This window comes from Amycolatopsis sp. NPDC000009 (assembly GCF_055563465.1).
In genome coordinates, this window is the sequence record NZ_JBVHDI010000005.1 from 434829 (window position 1) to 454282 (window position 19454).

At 67.7% G+C, this 19454-nt stretch carries 13 protein-coding genes; 3 read left to right on the plus strand and 10 right to left on the minus strand.

The annotated features are described in order from the left end of the window. Positions 1-340: 340 nt before the first annotated feature. Together mobF and ACZ3HL_RS17870 are read left to right on the plus strand one after the other, a co-directional pair. Positions 341-5224: a MobF family relaxase gene (gene mobF / locus ACZ3HL_RS17865; protein WP_465532154.1), complete on the plus strand. Its 4884-nt coding sequence runs from the start codon at positions 341-343 to the stop codon at positions 5222-5224. 704 nt (positions 5225-5928) lie between these two features. Then, positions 5929-6996 carry a hypothetical protein gene (locus ACZ3HL_RS17870; RefSeq protein WP_465532156.1) on the plus strand — a complete coding sequence of 356 codons (1068 nt, stop codon included), beginning with the start codon at positions 5929-5931 and terminating at the stop codon, positions 6994-6996. A gap of 44 nt (positions 6997-7040) precedes the next feature. Here ACZ3HL_RS17870 and ACZ3HL_RS17875 read toward each other — a convergent pair whose 3' ends face one another. The 6 genes from ACZ3HL_RS17875 to ACZ3HL_RS17900 all read right to left on the minus strand — a co-directional run bounded on the left by ACZ3HL_RS17875 (position 7041) and on the right by ACZ3HL_RS17900 (position 13570). Continuing rightward, on the minus strand, positions 7041-8237 hold the full coding sequence (locus ACZ3HL_RS17875) for a DUF1173 family protein (RefSeq protein WP_465532158.1): 1197 nt from the start codon (positions 8235-8237) through the stop codon (positions 7041-7043). A gap of 247 nt (positions 8238-8484) precedes the next feature. Continuing rightward, positions 8485-8871: a hypothetical protein gene (locus tag ACZ3HL_RS17880; RefSeq protein ID WP_465532160.1), complete on the minus strand. Its 387-nt coding sequence runs from the start codon at positions 8869-8871 to the stop codon at positions 8485-8487. 79 nt (positions 8872-8950) lie between these two features. Continuing rightward, complete coding sequence (locus ACZ3HL_RS17885) at positions 8951-9559, minus strand: hypothetical protein (protein ID WP_465532162.1); 609 nt, start codon at positions 9557-9559, stop codon at positions 8951-8953. Continuing rightward, complete coding sequence (locus ACZ3HL_RS17890) at positions 9556-11421, minus strand: type IV secretory system conjugative DNA transfer family protein (protein WP_465532164.1); 1866 nt, start codon at positions 11419-11421, stop codon at positions 9556-9558. Before ACZ3HL_RS17890 ends, ACZ3HL_RS17885 begins: the two co-directional genes overlap by 4 nt. Then, entirely contained in the window at positions 11418-12578 is a 1161-nt protein-coding gene (locus ACZ3HL_RS17895) for a C40 family peptidase (RefSeq protein WP_465532166.1), read from the minus strand. The genes ACZ3HL_RS17890 and ACZ3HL_RS17895 overlap by 4 nt, the downstream gene beginning before the upstream one ends. A gap of 68 nt (positions 12579-12646) precedes the next feature. Further along, complete coding sequence (locus tag ACZ3HL_RS17900) at positions 12647-13570, minus strand: hypothetical protein (protein WP_465532168.1); 924 nt, start codon at positions 13568-13570, stop codon at positions 12647-12649. A 200-nt stretch (positions 13571-13770) separates the two neighbouring features. On the opposite strand from ACZ3HL_RS17900, the gene ACZ3HL_RS17905 reads away from it, so the two are divergent. Beyond that, entirely contained in the window at positions 13771-14241 is a 471-nt protein-coding gene (locus ACZ3HL_RS17905; protein ID WP_465532170.1) for a hypothetical protein, read from the plus strand. A gap of 191 nt (positions 14242-14432) precedes the next feature. Here the strand turns inward: ACZ3HL_RS17905 and ACZ3HL_RS17910 are convergent, their stop codons facing one another. The 4 genes from ACZ3HL_RS17910 to ACZ3HL_RS17925 form a co-directional block, all read right to left on the minus strand. Continuing rightward, positions 14433-14864 carry a hypothetical protein gene (locus ACZ3HL_RS17910; RefSeq protein WP_465532172.1) on the minus strand — a complete coding sequence of 144 codons (432 nt, stop codon included), beginning with the start codon at positions 14862-14864 and terminating at the stop codon, positions 14433-14435. Between the two features lie 147 nt (positions 14865-15011). Beyond that, the gene (locus ACZ3HL_RS17915; RefSeq protein WP_465532174.1) at positions 15012-16577 is read right to left on the minus strand and encodes an ATP-binding protein; all 1566 of its coding nucleotides are present in this window, start codon (positions 16575-16577) and stop codon (positions 15012-15014) included. After that, positions 16574-18079: an SCO6880 family protein gene (locus tag ACZ3HL_RS17920; protein ID WP_465532176.1), complete on the minus strand. Its 1506-nt coding sequence runs from the start codon at positions 18077-18079 to the stop codon at positions 16574-16576. Before ACZ3HL_RS17920 ends, ACZ3HL_RS17915 begins: the two co-directional genes overlap by 4 nt. Continuing rightward, the gene (locus ACZ3HL_RS17925; RefSeq protein WP_465532178.1) at positions 18076-19434 is read right to left on the minus strand and encodes a hypothetical protein; all 1359 of its coding nucleotides are present in this window, start codon (positions 19432-19434) and stop codon (positions 18076-18078) included. Before ACZ3HL_RS17925 ends, ACZ3HL_RS17920 begins: the two co-directional genes overlap by 4 nt. Positions 19435-19454: the final 20 nt, after the last annotated feature.

The window sequence follows — 19454 nt, forward strand, 5'->3', positions numbered from 1 at the left end:
GCGCCCGCGCCGTACCGGCCGCCGCTGGTCACCAGCCGCCCATGCCATCCGGCCGCACTAGCCTGCCGCGCCACAGCTCGCTCACGACCTCGCCGGCACACAGCACCTCTTGCATATGCCATGCGAACCGGAACTGAATCGTTTAAGTCCCTCGACCATTTCGCGGCATAACAGCTACCTTGGAGGGCAACTGATATGGACAGGCGGCGAATTGTGGCCGCCTGTTCTGACCTCTTCCGCTGTGTTCACGGGTCCGTGGAGCGCCCGGTAATGCGCTGGGAGGAGCTCAGCGGTTAGAAGTCGGAAGTGGCAACTGGTGTGGACGTAGGAAAGGTGTGGGGTGATCGGTGTACGCAAGCTGTCGCCCGGCGGGTATGAGTACCTGACCGGGTCGGTGGCCTGCGCGGACCGCGATCTGGAACCCGGTGAGTCGCTGTCTGACTACTACCTCGCGCACGGCTACCCGCCCGGCGAGTGGTTCGGCCGGGGCGCGGCTGAGTTGAATATGCACGGTGAGGTGACCGCCTCGCAGATGAACGCGCTGTTCGGCGAGGGGCGGCACCCCGATGCCGATCGCATCGAAGCGGAGATGATCGCCGCCGGTCATACCGCGGCCGAGGCCACGGCCGCGACGAAACTCGGTCGCCGCTTCTATCAATACGACGGCCTTGATCAGCTGCGTAGCAAGGTCATCGCGGCCTACAAGCTGCACAACCTCGTCAACGAGCGGCCGCTGAACGCCCCGATCGACGACGCGACGCGCGAGACTCTCCGCCGCGAGGTCCAGGCGCAGGCCTACGCCGACGCGCACAAGGGCCAGCAGCCGTCCGCAGCCGAGCTGACCGCGTGGCTCGCAGGGCAGAAGAAGGCCATGAAGTCGGCCACCAGCGGCTTCGAACTGGTGCTCGCCCCGTACAAGTCGGTGAGCGTGCTCATGCTCGCCGATGACGCCACCCGCGAGCGTGCCATGAACATTCACCGCCAGGCTGTGCGCGACACCCTGGCCTACTTCGAGAACAACGTCGCCTATACCCGTCGCGGCAACGGCGGCCCTACCCAGCACGACGTCAGGGGCATCGCGGCGGCCATCTTCGAGCACTGGGACTCGCGCGCGGGCGACCCGCATCTGCACACCCACGTGACGATCAGCGCGAAGGTCCAGGGCGCGGACGGGATCTGGACCGCGCTCGACGGCCGCACCATCCTGGCCGCGTCGGTGACGATGAGCGAGTTCTACAACTCGCGAATCCGTGACCTGTTCCGGGAAGCCGGGGCGTCGTGGAGCGCACGGCCCGCCGGCGGGATCGATCTCAAGCGGCCGACCTGGGAGCTGGACGGCGTGCCCGACGAACTGCTGGCCGGGTTCTCCCAGCGTGCCGCCAAGGTCGAGCAGGACCGTGCCCGCCGCATCGTCGCGTTTCGCCGCACACACGGCCGCGAGCCCAATCCCAGAGAGATTCTGGAGATCTCCAAGCAGGCGCAGTACGGCACCCGTCACGCCAAACAAGCACCCCGATCACTGGCCGAGCACCTCCATCGCTGGCGGGCTCAAGCCAGGAAAATGGTGTCTCCCGAGGTGATCGGCGAGCTCGGGCGGCGCGTGTTCGGGGGCACGCCCGAAGCGCTGTCCGAGGTGGACATCGGCGAGCTCGCCGAGGCGACTCTGGCCACTGTCTCGGACTACTACTCGCACTTCAATGTGTGGAACATCGAGTCCGAGGCACACCGGCAGACTGCGCACCTGCGTGTCGCCAGGGGCGGTCGTGACCAGCTGATCAACGACGTCGTGGACTCCGTGATCCGTTCCGTCGACATCATCGCTCTGGAAGGGCCGTCGATCGTTGACGAGCCGGACGCGTTGCGGCGGCGCTCGGGCGAGTCGGTGTTCGTCGAGCACAATAGCCAGCGCTTCACCACCGGCCGGACCCTGCGCGAGGAGTCCGCGCTCGCCGCGTGGGGGCAGCTCACCGACGGCAACCGGCTCACTCCGGCGACCGTCAAGCGGGCCCTGGCCGGTGCCCGCCGGCTCAACCAAGGTCAGCGCGCCGCGATCGTTTCCTTCGCCACGTCCGGGCGCCGGGTGCAGTTGCTCTACGCCCCGGCCGGAGCGGGGAAGACCACGGCGATGAAGGTCTACGCGAACGCGGTGCGCGCGGAAGGCGGCCGCATTTTCGCGTTCGGCCCGAGCGCGCGGGCCGCGCACGTTCTCGCTGAGGCGATCGACGCGCGCCCGCACACTCTGCACCAGGTCACGACCGCGCAGAAACTCGGCACCGTGGAGAAGGGTTTTCCGTTCCGCCGTGGGGACGTCCTGATTATCGACGAGGTGTCGATGGCAGGCACCCACACCCTGCACGATGTCGTGGCTTATGCGTTGCGCCGCGGCGCCGATGTCCGATTGGTCGGTGACCACAAGCAGCTCTCCGCGGTTGAGGCAGGTGGCGCGGTGCGGTGGTTCGAGGCGATCAACGGCGCGAACCGGCTCAAGGAGGTCGTGCGTTTTACCGATCCGGGCCAGCGTGCCGCCTCTCTCGAACTGCACGAGGGCAACGCCGCGGGTCTGGATTTTTACTTCGACCAGGGCTGGATCAGCGGCGGTAGCCGGGAATCTATCCGTGACGCCGCGCATCGTGCCTGGCGGGCGGACTTGGACATCGGACGCCAGTCCCTGCTGATCGTGCCGACCAACGTCGATGTCACCGCGCTCAACCTCGAAGCGCGCGAACTGCGGATCGCCCGCCGCGACGTCGACTCCCGCGGACATGCCGCGCAGTTGCACGACGGCACACACGCCAGCCGCGGCGACTGGGTCGTCACCCGCCACAACGACCGCTACAGAACCCTGTTCGGCGGACGTGACTTCGTCAAGAACGGCGACACCTGGACGGTCAACGCGGTCCGTAAGGACGGCTCGCTCAAGTTGAGCAACCATATCAATAGAGGCACTGTCGTGGTGCCCGCCAGGTACGTCGCTGAACACGTCGAACTGGCCTACGCGTCCACAATCGACCGCGTTCAAGGCATGACCAGCAAGGGATCCGCCCACGCGATCGCCACCCAGGGGATCTCCCGCGAGCAGCTCTACACTCTGATCACGCGCGCGGTCGACGACAACCGCGTCTACGTCGAGACCCACCAGCACACCATCGACGCCCACCAGGAGACCCCGCCCGAGCAGACCGCGCGCACCGTGCTGGAGCGAGCGCTGTCGCGATCGTCTGCGGAGACCTCGGCCAACGAGGAACAGCGGGACGCCCTGGTGGCCGCCGAGTCGCTGCGAACCCTAATCGGCCGCCACGACTATGTCGCGCTACTCGGCTCCGAGGAACAGGTTGAGGCCACGCTCAGCAAGCACGCCCCCGAGTTGCTCGAGCGCCGCGCCGCGCCCGCGCTGCGGCAGACGCTGCATACCGCGGAAGCACTGGGGTGGCAGGCATCCCAGCTCATTCCCGACGTACTGAAGCGAGGGCCCCTCGACCGTGACGGCGTCGACGACCCAGCCGCGCTGCTGAAATGGCGCATCGAGCAACGGATCCTCGACGGTGAACCGCCCCCACGCACCGACGTTCCCACCCGCGCCTCCATCACCCGGTGGCGCACCATCATCGAGCGGCGCAACCCCGGCGCAGCGGTGGAGGACGCCACCTGGGATCCGGTGTGGTCGGCGGCGGCAGCAGCCGGGAACGAGCAGATGAACGCTGACGCAGCGATCGGTGACGTATCGCGCCGACTCGCCGCGCGCCCGAGCAACGACCCGATGAGTGACCACCAATTCGCTGCCGCCGTGCTCGACGAGGCAGTGCGACGGTGGCGAGCGGAGGGCGGTGGATGGCGGCCCGCGCTGCCGTGGCTGGCGCACCCAAATCATTCCCATCTCACCCAGCAGCCGGAAATGATGCAGTACCTGCGCCGAGTGGACAGCGCCATCGGTGCACGGGCCCGGGAACTGCGTGCCCTCGTTATCGCCGAAGAACCGGCCTGGACCGGCGCGCTCGGCGCGCGCCCGCTCGATGACACCGCGGCCGCGCAACGCTGGGAGCATGTCGCGGGCCTCGGCGCCGCCTACCGCGACACCTACGGCGTCACCACCGACGACCCGCGCTACCCGCTGGGCGAGGCCCCTCGCGGCAACAGCTTGCGGGCCCGAGCCTACGAAGACCTCATGACCCTGTGGAAGCCACCGCTCGGCGCGGAGGACCTTCAACAAGCTGCCACAGCGGATCAGCCCAGCATGACGGACCTGCTCCGGGACGCGCTCCACCCGGACGAGCTGATGGCGGCTCTGAGCGACGACGAGCTGGTCACCAGCACACTTCTTGAGGAACGGCTGTCCGACCTCGTGCCCCGCTATGAACGCAACGCCCGCTTCGCCGACGAGCAGCACATCGACAACGAGATCACCCGAGTACTCACCGAACGCGCCCCGCGCACACTGGGCCGCGATGCCGAACCAGCGCTGCGGTGGCTGCTGCGCCGCGCCCATGATCTGGGCTGGACAGTCGATCAGGCCGTACCCGACATCGACAGCCTCGCCGGCATCGCGGGAGCGCGTGACCCGGCCGCGGTCGTGTACCGACGGGTCGAACAGCGCCTGCAGCGCGCCGACCCACCCAGCGATCCGGTCTACCACCCCGGCCCTCTGCTCTGGCTCGATGCCGCCGCACCGGAGGCGCTCGACGACGAACCAGAGCTCGCCCAGCACCTCGAGCAGCTCGGGCAGGCGATCACCGAGCGCGCCGAAGAGCTGAGCATCGAGGTCGCAAGGGAACAGCCGTCCTGGACAGCAGGGCTCGGACCACGTCCCGCCGAACCGGCCGCAGCTCACCGGTGGGACACACTCGCCGGCGCGGCTGCCGCCTACCGCGAGACCTACCGCATCAGGACCCCCAATCCCGATGTCCCGCTGGGGGCTAAGCCCTCCGGCGATACCGCCCGCGCTCGTGCGTGGGTGCACCTCACCGACCAATGGAGGCCCATCGTGACCGCACCTTTCGACCAGTTTTCGACCAACCAGGCGCTCATCAACGCCCTGCGCGACCAGGTCATCGAACGCGCGGAAGACCTGGGCGCGGACGCCGAAGAGCGCGCGGTCGACAACGCCGACGAGAGCTGGGACTTGACCAGCGACACCCACGCGGCCCAGGCGGCCGAGGAACTGGACCGCCTGGACGACGCCCTAAATATCGACGAGACGCCGGACCTCCACACCGGGTTCGGATACTGACCAACGCCCCGCAACGCCGTCGTTCCACGGGCTATCGGACAGCACGCTCCCCGCGTCCTCTGTGGACACCTCCGGTCCGACCGTCAGACGGCGCCACGGCAGAACGCACACGAACAATGGAGTCGCCCCGCAGGGGGGCTCCGTTGAGGTGCCCCCCACGACGATGCCGTGCTCTCCGGGGAAACCGAGTTGTGCCAGGCGGGGCGAATCCCGGTGCGGCGATCACAGTCACGGCGTCGCGCCCCATCTCCCGTAAGGAGAACCTGGGGCGCAGAGCGGACGCGTTCGGAAGCGTCCGATCACGACCTGTCCCGCCTGGTGCGAACTTCCAGGACGCGCCACTTTCGTTCCCTACCGAGCAGCATCGACGGCATCAGGGTGCCCTCGCTGACCGTCATGAACGAGGTGCAAGTGGTTGGCCCCGATCGCCGACCCGTCAGCGCGAAGGTCAACGTTCGCCCGCCGCGACTCACCATCCTGGGCTCGGCCGTACGCCTGGGACTCCCGGTTGTCGGCGCGGTCGGCTACTCTGGTGCCCGGCCGTCGCTGTACACGGCCGTACCTGGCTGAGACGCCCAGCACGTTTCGGCGGCAGGTTAAGCCCTTCGGGCAGGCAGCAGATCCGACGACTTTGACGATGCGCCCCGCCACTGCGAGAACCGCGCGGCGGTCGCGTGCAACCTGTCGAGAACAGGACATCCACGATGACTTCCACCAAACCGGACCGGCCCAACGCACAGAAGTCGAGGGCCCAGGATCTTCGCGACCGGACCAACATGCGCTACGCGGCTGCGCTGCGCCAGGTCATGCTCGCTTTCGAATCGTGGCAACCCACCCACCGGTGGGTTCTCACCGACGATGTGCGCGCGTGGCTGGCGGGCGACAGCTGGCACGGCCGCGGATACGGGAACCTCTATACGTGGCTCGACAACGAGGTTGATCCGGTCTTTTCCTGCGACCACTGCGGGAAGCCGGGCGACGCCCGCGAGAACGACTCCAGCATCTGCCTGATCGTCACCGCCTACGACCCCGATTTCGCACCGGTAACCCAGCACCTCGAGACGAGGAAATACCACGCGGCCTGCAAAACCTCGTCGATCCTGTGGACGCCTCCCACCGAGATTCCGTCCGGTCCGCGACCCCTCAGGCTCCCGTCCAGCGCCAAGATCGGGCTCGTCGGTGACTTCGACCTCGAGGTTCGCGCCGTGCTCGACATCGATCCCGAGGACGGCACCCGGCACGCGATGCTGCTGCTGACCGCACACATCACCGAGGACCATGGCCTGGGCACCCTCGCGTGGCTGACCGACCTCGACCTGTACTTGGCGGGTGAAGGCCTCGGCCGGGCGGATGTCCTCGACGACGAGGACGGGGACGAGACCGCCTGGGCACTGCGCATCGCCACCGGGCACGCAGACCTGAATCGCTTGCCGTGGATCGCCCTCCGCACCGAGCATGGCTGGGTTGTCGGTGGCATCCCGCGCCACGTGCTGCGATGTCAGCTCGACCTGCCCGACGGCTGGGCCGAGGCCGCCCGCCGCGACGGCTACGTGGACGCCGTCGTCGGCCCGTGTACACGCCACTGGGACTTCACCCCGATTCCCGAAGACTTCGACGATGAGTTCAGCGAACTCTTCGAGGCGAACTCTGTCACCACGGAAGGACGTTGCGGGTGCGCGCTTCTCAGCGCTGACCACGTCATCGCGCTCGCCGACTCAGGCGCCTTCCACGCCGGATCCGTTCGTGTCCTCACCGATGAGCAGGGCCACTGATCCCCGCAGAGGCCGGCGACCAGGCGCGACCGGCGACGGCGTGCTCAGTCGCGGGTGAGCGTCGGCAACGGCCCGCGGACATCCCATTCCAGCAGTGCCCGTCCGGCCGCTCGGTAGAACGCCTGCTTGGCTCTCTTGCGGAGTTCGTAGCTCTCGCGGCCGCGGACACCCCAGACCTCGACGTAGGTTTCGGGGTCGTCGTCGATCAGGACGAAGTCGGGAAAGACCTCGCTGCCGTCATAGTGCAGAGGCTTGATGAACGCTCGCCCCGCCCTTACGAGCGCGTCGGCCATCTCCGCCTCGTGACTTGAGTCGGCAGGCAGGTAGGCGCTACTGGTGAGCATCGCGGCGAGGTCCACGATCATCGGATAGCCCCGAGGACTGCGTTCCACCAGGCACAGCACGACCTGCCGCCGACCGAAACGGGTCGCCAGCTCGCTGAACACGCTCGGGTAGGACCGGCGGATCCGATCCATCAGCTTCGCCGAGAGGTACAGCGGTGCACGCTGGTGGGCCAGGCGTATCCGTTCGCCGAAGCGGGTCTGCTCGACGTCCCGGATTTCCCCGATCACCAGACCTCGACGCCGGACACGGCCGACGTTGACCAGGCTCCCCATGAAGCGCTCCCAGCCAGCGTTGATCCGGTCGACGTGATCACGCTGAAAAGGAGGGACGATCCACAGTGATTCGTTGAGGGACTGCTGGTTGACCCGGCAGTCGCGGGCTTGCTCCTCGATCAGCGCCCGGCAGGTTCGCCAGTCCCGTGATGTCCCGCTCGGATGCCACACGTTGAGCTGCGCAGATTCCCACAAGAAGTGCAGCAGCGCCAGCAGTCCCATCGACCGTCGCGCGGTCTGGGGCGTACCGGCAGAGGTCTTCAGGGCGACCGGTTTGTCCGCGGCCGCGCCGCGCACCGTCAGCGGCGTGGACAACCGGATCGACGTGCCGGTGTCGCTGGTGCTGATGGCCTCGGCGTAGGCACTGCGCCCGGACATCGAGGATGGGCTGCGGTACCACGAGCAGCCGGGTGCGTGCTGATGCCCGCCGGCGGGCCACGTGGCCAGGTGATACCGCCCGGCACGGCAGCGAATGACCAGGCGCACGACCTCATCGGTCCGGCACAAGCAGACACCGTGGCCTACCTCGCTGCGCGCCTTGCCGAACAGCGAGCTGTACCGGTCGGGATGCTTGCGCACGTCACCGAGCTGGACGACACGATCGGACAGGCGAACCTGCCCCACGGCCGGGTTCCTCGGGACGCACGGCTCTTCTCGGCCGGCTGGATGCATTGCGGTCCTCCCTCTTCTCAGGTCCGTGCCTGATGTCCCTGCCAAGCGGCAACCCGATCGTGTCCCCGTCGCGGGAGCGAGTCTGCTCCCCATTGCGACGTGGCCACGCCTTCGTTCCGGCCGCGACCGACACGAAGGTGAGTCCCCCGTGCCCCTTGGTCGCTGACCTGCGCCAGGACCACGGAACGAGCGAACGCCTCTAGTCCTCGTGCCACCAGTAGGCCACCCTTTCTTCGGTGTCACTGAGACGGGCGAAGTAGACCGGGGCGATCGTGGTGGGGCCTAGAAGCCTGGTCCGGGCAACAGGCACCTGGTAGAGCCCACCCACACCGTGCGCGTAGCGCACGAGCGTTCGCAGGGTGCGGGCTTGCGCGGCCGGGCTGGCGAATGGCGCTCCGAGGAGGTCCCGGGCGACGTGATCGCTGACTCTGACGATCCGGTACCCGTCAACGCGCACATGGTGCTTGTCCAGGTCGACCGTGCGGGGACCGCCGAAGAAGAGCGTGGCTGCCAGCCGGTGGAGCAGGCGGCGGACCCCATGTGGTCTAAGTTCCGGCGAGTGTTCATCGACAACTGTCGGTGGCATGTCCAGGTCGTTCCTTTCGCAGTCGTTGCAACAGTGAGAGGCTGGCCCAGTGGCCTGGCTACGGGGTCGGCCTGGGCGGTCAGGCAGGTTGGCTCGCCTGCGCCGTTGCGGCGGCGTGCTGTTCGGCGAGGGCGAAGCGGTCCGGGCGGTGCGGGGCTCCGTCATCGCGGTGGTCGCCGTCCAGGCAGTCTGGGAGTACCCAGTCGCGGACGAGCCGGTCGCTGAATCCGGGCCGCCACTGGTGCAGCCATTGCTGGGCGTCGCGTGGGGTCGCGCCCGGCCCGACGTTGGCTGCCCGCCACGAGTAGGCGAGGGCGGCGACTTCCATGGCCAGGCCTTCGTGCTGGCGCCAGCAGTCCGGGATCGGCCGGGCCCGGCCGCCGTCGACGCCGACGAAGGTCCGGTTGTACCAGATTACGAAGTTGTCGATGGTCTGTCGGGGATCCTGGTCACTGGCGGGGTCGTCTTCCGTTGCGGCCGGCGGCGTGAACAACACCCACGCGCCCGGCTCGGAGGGGTCTTCGTCCTCCTCGTCGGCGCCGGATTTCTTGCCGGAGGACTGGCCGACTTTGCGTTCGACGCGGCGCAGATTCTGGGCGAGGGCGCCGACGATCTCGATCAGGGCTTTGACCTGGGTGTCTCGGCCTCCGCCGCCGGGGTCACTGGCAGGGTGCTGAGGATCGCTCATGCCGCAGACCTCCCTGCTCGCGGGAGGCTCGGCGGGGTGGTAGCGGCGAGCCCGTCCGGGCCGATGGGCACGTCGGCGTCACGGACGGCACGGACGTGTCCGCGGATGACTTTCCAGTCGGGGCGGCTTTTCACGTCCAGTGTGTAGGCGAGAATCGGGTCGAGGTGGCGGTGGATCACCAGGACCCGGCCGCGGCGGATTTTGCGGACGGCTCCGGGCCGGTAGGTGGGGACGGTTTCGCGGCCAACCGAGGTGCGGGAGTGACCGAATATGCCGTCGTTCTGTTCCTGGTAGCGGCTGCGCTCGTGGTGATCGGTCAGTGTCGAGATCCATTGGAGTGTCGCGGGATCCTTGATGCCGCCCCAGATGCTGAGCGTGGTCGTATTGTCCAGCAGCTGCCTGGTCCGCTGCGGGGTGAAGGTGTTCTCCAGGGCCGCCAGTGACTGGGCGCCCCAGTGGATCAGTACACCGCGTCCGGCTGAGTCCGAGACGATGTCGGGGATTTGAGGCACGCGCGTCGCGTTCGTGATCTCATCCAAGATCGCTGTGGCAGGAGGATCGAGACGGCGATGCCCAGTGTGCAGCGACATTTCCTGAGCCGTCGTCAGCCAGTGCTCGACCAGCGCGGTCAGGATCGGCGCGGCCTGGGCGGCCTGTTCCTTGCCCGCGATCAGGTACAGCGACCCGTGCCGGACAATCATGTCGCCCACGTCGAGATCGTTGCCCGGCGCCGGCGTGCACAGCTCGCGGATCTGCGGATCCATGAAAGGCTCGATGACCCGCCGTACGCTCAGCCACACCGCGTCGGAGGTCTCAGCGACCATCCCGATCTCCGAGCGCAGGTTCCGGGCGTGCGCGGCGAACCCGGACTGCTGCAGCAGTCTGACCGGTTCCTGGTCGACGGGCTTGCTCATCGCCCACCGCACCAGATCATCGACGCCACGGCGATGGAGCGCCGCAGCCATGAAATACGCCTGCAGCACGATCTTCGCCCGGTCCCGGAACACCTTGTCGTTGCCGCCCACACTTGCAAGCTCGACCGAAGCGGCCTCGACCATGGTGTGCGAGCGGCGGTAGGCGACCGTCGGGTCCTCGCACCCCTGCATCGGCAGCCACTGCACCCGCGCTGGCCAGGGCACCGCGCCGGTGAGATCCGCGACCTTCACCGGACCGGCGCCCGGACGGGCGGCCCGCAGCAGTCCGCTGAACTCGAGCAGATCGGCCTTGGTCGTGGAACACAGCAGCGCGCCGGGCGCGCCGATCACCTTGTGCACCAGATCCCGGCGGGACTTCCCGGACTGGGTCGGCGCGAGCGTTCCGGTCGGGTTCTCCAGCGGCGTGCACATCGGCCGCCGTTGCGGGCTCAGATGCAGCGGCGCGGCGACCTCCTCCAGAGGGGCGCGATCGACCTGCGCGCGGGGAATGCCCGGCCGTGTCCATTCCGCGGTGCGCCGCGCGGCGTTCACCGACAGCTCGTCGCGGATGTCCTCGCGACTGGCGTGCCCAGGCTGCGACGGCCCGAACCGGCGCCAGACAGGAACGGCAACAAGCAGCACGACCATGACGGCCGCCACAAGCAGCAGCCCGGCGATCACCCAGTACCAAGCCGCGTGTCCGGCCAGGGTGCCCGCCCACGGCTCCCCTAATCCGGATCCGGGCTGGCCAGGATTGCTGAGTATTCCCGCGAGTCCGACGAGCCAGGTGCCGGTGTCCGGCATCGCCCAGGGGCCGCCGAGCAGTGCTGTGGTGACTGCGGCTGCGGCCATCAGCGCGGCCGCGATGCCAGAGAGGGCGCCGAGGAGAGCGACGATCAGGCTCATCAGCACGAGATCGCGGTTGGCGGTCGGCGACGTGGATTTCATAGCCGCGGGTCACCTCCTGGTGATGGTTGCCTGTCATCAGAGGGCGCGACGCGGCGGATGGCCACCACCTTGGGCTTCCACGAGTCGAGGGTGGTGAGGATGACGCCGCGGTTCTCGTCAAAGGCGTCGACGACGTAGCCGTTGCCGATGGCCATCCCTACGTGCCTGGGACGGGATGGGGTGCCGTTCGCACCGGGGATGAACAGCAGGTCGCCTGCCTGAACCTGAGCTAGCGATCCGACGGCTTGCCCGTCGTACCGCTGGGTGGCTGTCATGCGGGAGATCGCGACACCGCCGCGTGCCCAGGCGGCCTGCATCAGGCCGGAGCAGTCGAACGCGTCCGGGCCTTCCGCACCCCACACATACGGCTTGCCCAGTTGCGCGAGCACGTACCGCACCGCGGCGTTGTGTCGCGGATCGGTGGGGAACACGAAGTTCTCAGGCAGCTTTTTCGGATCGAGCTTGCCGTCGTCGAGCTGGCCGCGACCGGTGTCCGGGCAGCCTCCGGCGGCGTAGTCGACCGTCTGCACCGGGTTGGTTCCCGGTGGCGGCGGAGCCGGGTTGTCCGGTCCCTGCCAGAACCGTTCGGTCAGGGCGGCGGCCGCTGGTTCACGCGGCGCGTACCGGTCGGGGAAACCGGACCGCTGCACCTTCTGCTCGGCGATGCCGGGCGGCATGTTCTGCCACCCAGGTATCGCGACCAGATGGTCGTAGAACTTGTTCGAGGCGTAGACGGGGTTGAGGATCTGCTCCGGGCTACCCCAGCCTTGGCTCGGGCGTTGCTGGAATAGCCCGAGCGAGTCTCGGTCGCCGTAGTTGACGTTGCGCAGCTTCGACTCGACCATCGCTGTGGCGAGCCCGAGCACTGCCGCCCGCTTGGGCAAGGTGCGCTGGACAGCGACCTGGACGATGGTCTGGGCGTTCGCCAGCTGCTCGCCGGTGAAGGTGTCGTCGCCGATCTCCTGCGTGTCGCCGCCGGGCCCGCCGCCGGCGAACTGGTCCGTCGCGCACACCGCCGCCGCGGCGGTCACGCCGATGGCGCCGGACCCCGCGGCCATCAGCACGGTGCCGGCGAGCATCGCAGGCACCACGACGAGGACGTAGACCACCGCGGCGATCCCGGCCAGCAACGTCCCCTTGCCCACTCCGTTGTCCACGGCGGCCTACCTGCCCCGGGGCGCAGCGAGGTCGGAGTGAGTAGGTCGGGGAATCGATCGCCTCTGCATCAGTACCCGACCCCGGTCCCGCTGCCCAGATCGTCGGCGGGCGGTTCCTCGTCCAGAGCGTCCAGGCTGTCGTAGAGGCTCTTGAGGTCCTCGGCATCGTCGATGTCGGTGCCCTCCCGCGCGGCTGCCGTCATCTCCTTGGTCTCGAGAGTGTCAAGGACGCCGTCATCCAGTCGGGCGAGGCGATCATCGTCGTCATCGCGGTGGTAGGCGGCGTCGTTGACTTCGGGCCATTCGTCCAGGCATCGGATTTCGCACCCGGCGGTGGAGTCGGCGTCGGCCCGGTAGTAGTCACCAGGATCGACGCCGAGTTGATCACTCACGTCCCGGATGGCTTGATGTTTGGCTTGGTGCGCACGGACGTCCACATCGGCCGCCTCGTAGTACGCGGCCGGGTGTTTCCGTTGCGGGCTGGCGAAGTCGTCACGCACCATGGCGGCAGCGCGCTGCGCCTCGGTGGTGATCTGGCGTACGACCTCCACCGCCAACGACGTGCCGGACTCAGCCTTGGCGCCGTAGCGCTCGTCTCGGGAAACCTCAGCGAACTGGCGGCCGTCTAGATCCCTGGTCTGGTCCTCGTGGGACAGGATGCGCTGGGTTTCGAACCAGGCTAGGTAGTCGCCAATGGGATCCTGATTGATGACATCGAGGGGAACCTCCGGCCATTTCTGCGCACACTCCGGTTCGCAACTACTCGCGGAGCCCGGATCGGCCCGGTAGTAGTCACTCGGTTCCACACCGAATTCGGCGCTGGCCGTCCGGACGGCTTCGTGCGCGGCAGCGTGAGCGCGGTTCGTGAAGTCCGCCAATGCCTCCTGGGCGGCCTCGGAATCCGCCTCGTCGGACAGCGGTAATCCGTCAAACGCCGCGACGAACGCCACGTGTGCGGCGTCCTGAATCCCGGCGATGAAGTCGGGCCTCATGTGGTCACCTGCCCTCGCACGGTCGAGCTGGTTGTCTCTAGTGCCACGGGTTCGTCACAGGTCCTGCAGTCCTGGTCGAAGCCAGCACCTCGTGGAGTGCGGTTCACACCAACGGATGAAGATTCGATGATCCAGTCGAGATTCCTGAAGGTCCTGCCTAATAGATGACACATGGACCGGATCACCGAACAGGGCGTGCGGTGAGTCTTGCCGTCGTGCGGAATGTCGGTGCACCGCGAAGTCTGCGCTCGGCGCAAGACCTGGAAGATTTCGAGCAGGAGATCGTCGACCAGTACGCACTGTCGATGGCTGCGGCCGGTCTGACCGACGGCCACATCGGCGCGTCCCGGTCCACTGTGGTCGATTTCGCGCGAACCCTGCCTGGTCCGCTGTGGCCGGCCTCGACCGACGACGCTGACCGGTACCTCACCGACCTGCGGCGCAGTGGGCGGGCACGCAGCACAGTCAAGGGCAAGGCCGATGGTGTCGCCCGCTTCTACGACTTCCTTATCTCCCGCTACCAGGGCGATATTCACCGGCTGACTGGCTGGGTCGTCGCCCAGCCTGTCGACGTATACAACCGCCCCGCCAACCCGGCTTACGGCTCGGTGCGTGTCCCGCCTTCCGACGAACACCCCGACGTGACCAAGGAACCCGTCTCGAGGTCCTAAACCCATGACACCACAGACCCTCGGTTCCTGCCCCCAGTACCTGGATACCGACCAATAGACCGTCGGTTTTATGAACTCACGGGACACGCTGCGCGACTGAGCGTCGGCACCGAACACCTGCCGTTGGGCAAACACACGCGCGTTCGCAATCCGGTGGCCAGCGATCACGTTCGATAGCAGCGCCATAGTGATCAGTACCCCAGACCCGAGTGGAATCCGCTGTCCAGGGTTTCCGACTCGGCTGTTTCGTAATCCTCGATACCCAACTCGGGCGCGCTGTCGGTCTGGATGTGTTGAACATCGCGCCTGACGAGGAAATCAGCGTCAGGGTGAGGTTGACTGACGGCGACGGAAATCTCAGGCCAATTGTCCAAACACGCTGGTTCGCAAATGACTGCGGACTCGGGGTCTGCCCGGTAGTAGTCACGCGGATCAACCTGGAGCTCGGCGCATTTTGCCCGGACTGCTTCATGACCTGCCGCGTGTGAGTGGTCTTCGACGGCCATCATCGCGTGAGACAAGCCACCGAAATGTACTCCCTCGGGAATCACGGATTTGTCCCACACTTCATCGGCGGCGGCCTCTACTGCGGCGCGAATCTTGGCCTGGACGTCCTCGCGCATTCGATCACCTGCCTTCATCCGGATGAATCTCGAGCGCATGGCGTTGCTGACCGAAGGCTTCCACTCGGCGCGCAACGACCTTCATTGAACTCGCTGACGTGGTTAACGACGCCCCACGGGTTCCCGAACCCACGACACGACCTGACGTCATTTCGGGCCCCCTACACTTGGGTTCCGGGGACCAGGCCCGTCAGTCTTCGCGAACTCACGGGAGACGGGACGCAGCTGCGCGTTGGTGTCGAAGATCTGTCGTTCGGTGCGCGAGAGGACGGTCTGGACCTTGTAGCCGGGATGGTTCTCGATCTTCCACAGCGCGCGGCCGGTGCGTTCCATCGCCCAGCCGGTGGTGACCTGCTGCTCGCGTTCGGACAGGGCGAAGTCCTCGGCCAGTTCGTCGGCCACCCGTGTGGACTGTCCGAAAAGGATTCGGGTGCTGCACAGGGCGAGCAGGTCTTTGGCTATGGCGACTTCCTGGGATCCGGCTGCGCCGACCGAGAGCGGGTCGGAGGGTTTGTGCATGACGAGGATCTGGATTTTGCGTTCGGCACGGGACAGTCGCAGGTCGGAATCGACAGCTTGGACCGCGCGCAGCCCGAGGCGCATCTGCCGCCAGACCTCGTCGCGGACCACGATGCGGATCTCGCCGTCGTCTTGCAGGTCGGTCACCATCGACGACCAGGAGCCCAGACAGGTCAGCGCGACCGCGATGGCCTGGTCTCCGCGTGAGCGCAGTAACGACAGGTCCATCGACTGCACCGGGGCATCCCAGTCGAGCTCGAAGTTCGTCTCCTGGTCGAACAGCCCGGCCAGTGGCCCGTTGATCAGGTTGCCCAGTGCGTCGGTGATGGGGCGCAAGGTGTCCAGGAATTGGCGGCGGTCGGCGAACCGGGTCGCCGTCCACAACGCGTCGTCCGGGTCGGCCAGCTCTCTCTGCACGTCGGGGATGGTCACCGGGCGCAGCTGGGTGTAGCCGTCGTCGACGCCGACCAGTCTCCGCAGCACCGTTGAGAGCACTGCCTCGTCGGTGACGGTGGGTCGGTAGCCCTGCGCTTCGGCGAGGGCGACCAGGAGTTTGACCCACCGGCCGTGCACGCCGGCGAGCTCTTCCCGCTGTCGGGCCACCGACCAGCCATCCCATCGGCTGCGCAGCGGTCCCAGGTCCAGTGCGTTGAGCCGGGCGGAACTCCCCCGTCCCAAGGCGATCGGCGTGATCCCCAGGGCCCGCAGCATCGGCGTGTACTCGCCTTTGACGTCACCGGAAATCAGTGTCTTGATGCCGAACAGCATCATCCTCAGCAGGAACGCGACGACCGTGCTGCTCTTGCCACGCCCGGGTTCCCCGAAGATCACGATGTTCGGATTGGCGCACAGGCGATATCGGGTGACCCATTCGATGGGGTGGGCGTAGAACGCGCCACCGGAGAGCGTGTCGTAGCCGATGCGGGCGCCCACTGCGGGAATGCCGTTGGCGGCCAGCAGCGGGAATAGGCCGCCGATCTCGCTGGTGGCGGCCTGATACACCGCCATCGGCGCCACGACCGGCGACCACCCTTCACCGGGGCGGGTGCGGCCGCGCCGCGGCGCGATGGGCCGGTTGATGCGTTCTTGGCCGCTGCGCCGCGGCCGCCTGGTGCTTGGTTTGGTGGCGGGAGGGGCACCGAAGTCACCGAGCAGCTGCGCGGCGCTGCGCTCCCGCGTTGGCCGTCCCTTCACAGCAGGCCTCCTCGCTGGCGGGGTAGCCCGATCCCTAACGGGAGAACGGCGACGACGAACGTCGAGTCCTGCGCGAGATCCAGGCGCAGCAGCCGGAATCGCCCGGATGCGTCGTTCTCCAGGCGAGCGGCGTGATCCTCGACGTTCCAGCCGATGGGCACGGTCACGGAGGCCGCGACGGCGAACCGGACCACCGAGTGCCCGGCGGCGACGGCGCGTTCCTGCGCGCGGGCACCGCCGGCTTCGCGTTCGTCCATCGCCGTGGTGTTGAAGCCCTTGCTGTGTTTCCAGTCGGTCATCACGTTCGACCGGAACCTGTTGCCCTGCACGGCGCGGTGCGCGCGGCGGGAGTCCAAGACCTCGTAGTGGATCGCGAGAGTGCGCCGCTCCCCCGCGGTCCGGACCGCCAGCAGCGGCCCCAGCGACCCGAACACGGTGCCCGCTTCGGGCATGAGCGCGGTGTAGGAGACGGTCGTGAATCCGTCGTGGGTGTAGGCGCGTGGGGATGGTGACGGTGCCGAGGTCGGCCCGGCCGCCGCCTTCTCCAGGCCGCGGCCGCCCATGCCGCGTTCATGCGCGGTAGCCAGCACCGCGCGGGCGGCGGGGTTGAACCCCGTACGTAGCGCCTCCGCCATTCCTGGGCCGTCCAGCCACTCGACGCTGCGCGCGCCGAGCGCCTTGAGCGGATCTTCCAGTCCGTCGAGGACCCGGTACAGCGTCAGCGCGCGGCCGTCGACGCCTCCACCGGCGGCCGCGGCGGGCTTGCGCAGCTTGTCTTCCGGTCCGGACACCGTCACGAACACCTCGTGCCGGACAGAGACGTTGCCGATGGTGCGGTCCAATTCGTTGGTGGCTTGGCGTGCCAGACGTGGTGCGTCGCGAACCTCGTGGTCGCTGCGCCAGACCTCGTATTCGCTGCCGTCGTCAGGGACGGTGCGCACCAGCAGACTCATCCGGTCGACGACCTCGCGATGCCCCAGGGACAGCAGAAGGTTCCCCAGCCGGTTCGCCAGCCGTGCGCACTGCTCGTCCGACAGCATCCCGACACCGGCGTGGGTCAGGCGAGCGGTGGCACCCCACCGGCCTTCGCCGGTGTCGTGGATCAGGCACAGCCGCCCCGTGTCCTTGAACTGAGGGCCGTCCGGGAAGGCGACGCGCTGGAGCACGCCGGGAAGGTCTGGCTCCTCGGGGTCCACGGCCGCACCGGCGGCGGCCTTGGACTGCCAGCGAGACCAACCAGTGAAGATACCGACCTGGAACAGCACCAGGTGCAGCAGCCAGCGGAACGCCGGGCGCCCGCGTACCGGGACCACCACCAGCGCGGCGATCGGTCCGCTGATCGCCAGCAGGATGACCGCCTCGGTGAACCGGCCGGCGGAGATACTCCACAGCACCGGCACTGCGAGCAGAATGCACACCAGGACCTGCGTCGGTGTCAGGCCCATGATCCAGCCCGCGTGTTCGCGCCGGTTGAGCCCTCGGTAGATCCGAGGCGTCGTCATACGATCACCGCTGCTTCCTCTGCCGTGGCCGCGGTTCCCCCGCCGCCGGATGCCGAGCCGCCACCTCCGCCGCCACTGCCGGGTGGTGTCGGCGGCGACGGTGGTGTCGGCGGGCCACTGCCGCCGGGATCGGGAGGTTCCGGCGTGGGCGGGTCGCCTCCCCCATCGCCGCCGTCCCCCCCATCGCCGTCGTCGCCGTAGTCGCCGGTGGGTTTGCGTCCGTACTTGCCTGAGGAGACAACCGATCCCGAGTTCGCGTAGGCGTGCGCGGGATTACCGACGTCGTCGCCTTCACTTCCCGCGCTGTCGGCCTCGTCAGGGGATCCGCCGTCATCACCGGAGGTTGCGGAACCCGCGTCGCCGACCCCGGATTCGTCCATTGAGGTCTCGGTCTGATCGGCTGCCGCCTCGTCGAAGCGGCCGGTGTTGGCGTCTTCGATCGCGTCACCTCCGTCACCGGAGTCATCGTCACCACCACCGCCGCGCATGCTGGTGGCCGCCTTCACCGCGGGGTTGTTCGCGCCGTAGGAGTCGACACCCATGCTGGACAGGGCGCCGCGGAACGCCGCTCCGGCATCGGTGTTCGGATCGACGAAGGCGAACAATCTGAACAACACGAACGGGCAGAACAGGGAGATGAGCAGGACCCCGACACCGGCGAGTAACCCCGACAGGCCCTGCGAGCCACCGGCTGTCGCCACCCCCAGTACCAGGGTCAAGGCGAGCACGGGTTCCATGAAGATGCAGGCCAGCATCATGCGGCAGGTTCGCCAGAACCAGGGGGCGGAGATATTGGCCAGAAGCCCGGCCGCGGTCACCGGCACGGTGCCCACGAGGACATAGACCGCGGCCTCACGGAACAGCATCTCCAGGACGTAGCCGATGCCCGCCGGAATCACGCCGACGAAGGCGCAGATTCCCAGAACGATGGCCTCGACCCCATTAACGGTGCTGTTGGCGTCAAAGGTGGTGCTACTGAGCGCGTCAGTAAAGCTCTCGGCACGTAAACCGTATTCCAGGATGCCGGCTGTCAACCCGTCCACGGCGGCGAGCAGGGCTGCGACCATGCCCACGGTCACCGCCAGAGCGAGGCCGTACTGCACCGGTCCGCTGACCAGCCTCATGAATCCGCGGCCGCCGCGCAGGCTGGTGACGATCACTTGCCAAAAGAACATACCCAGCGCGAGGACACCGCTGATCCACAGCATCATCGGCCACAGGATCGACACCGGTCCCGATCGGGTATCGACGGTGAAGGTCGAGAACTCGTCGGCGAGAATGAACGCGCCGCGCAGCACGGCGAGGCTCGCCTCCCAGATCGCTTGCATGGCAGCCTCGAAGGCCGAGGCGATCATGCCCTTGACTCCGTCGCCTA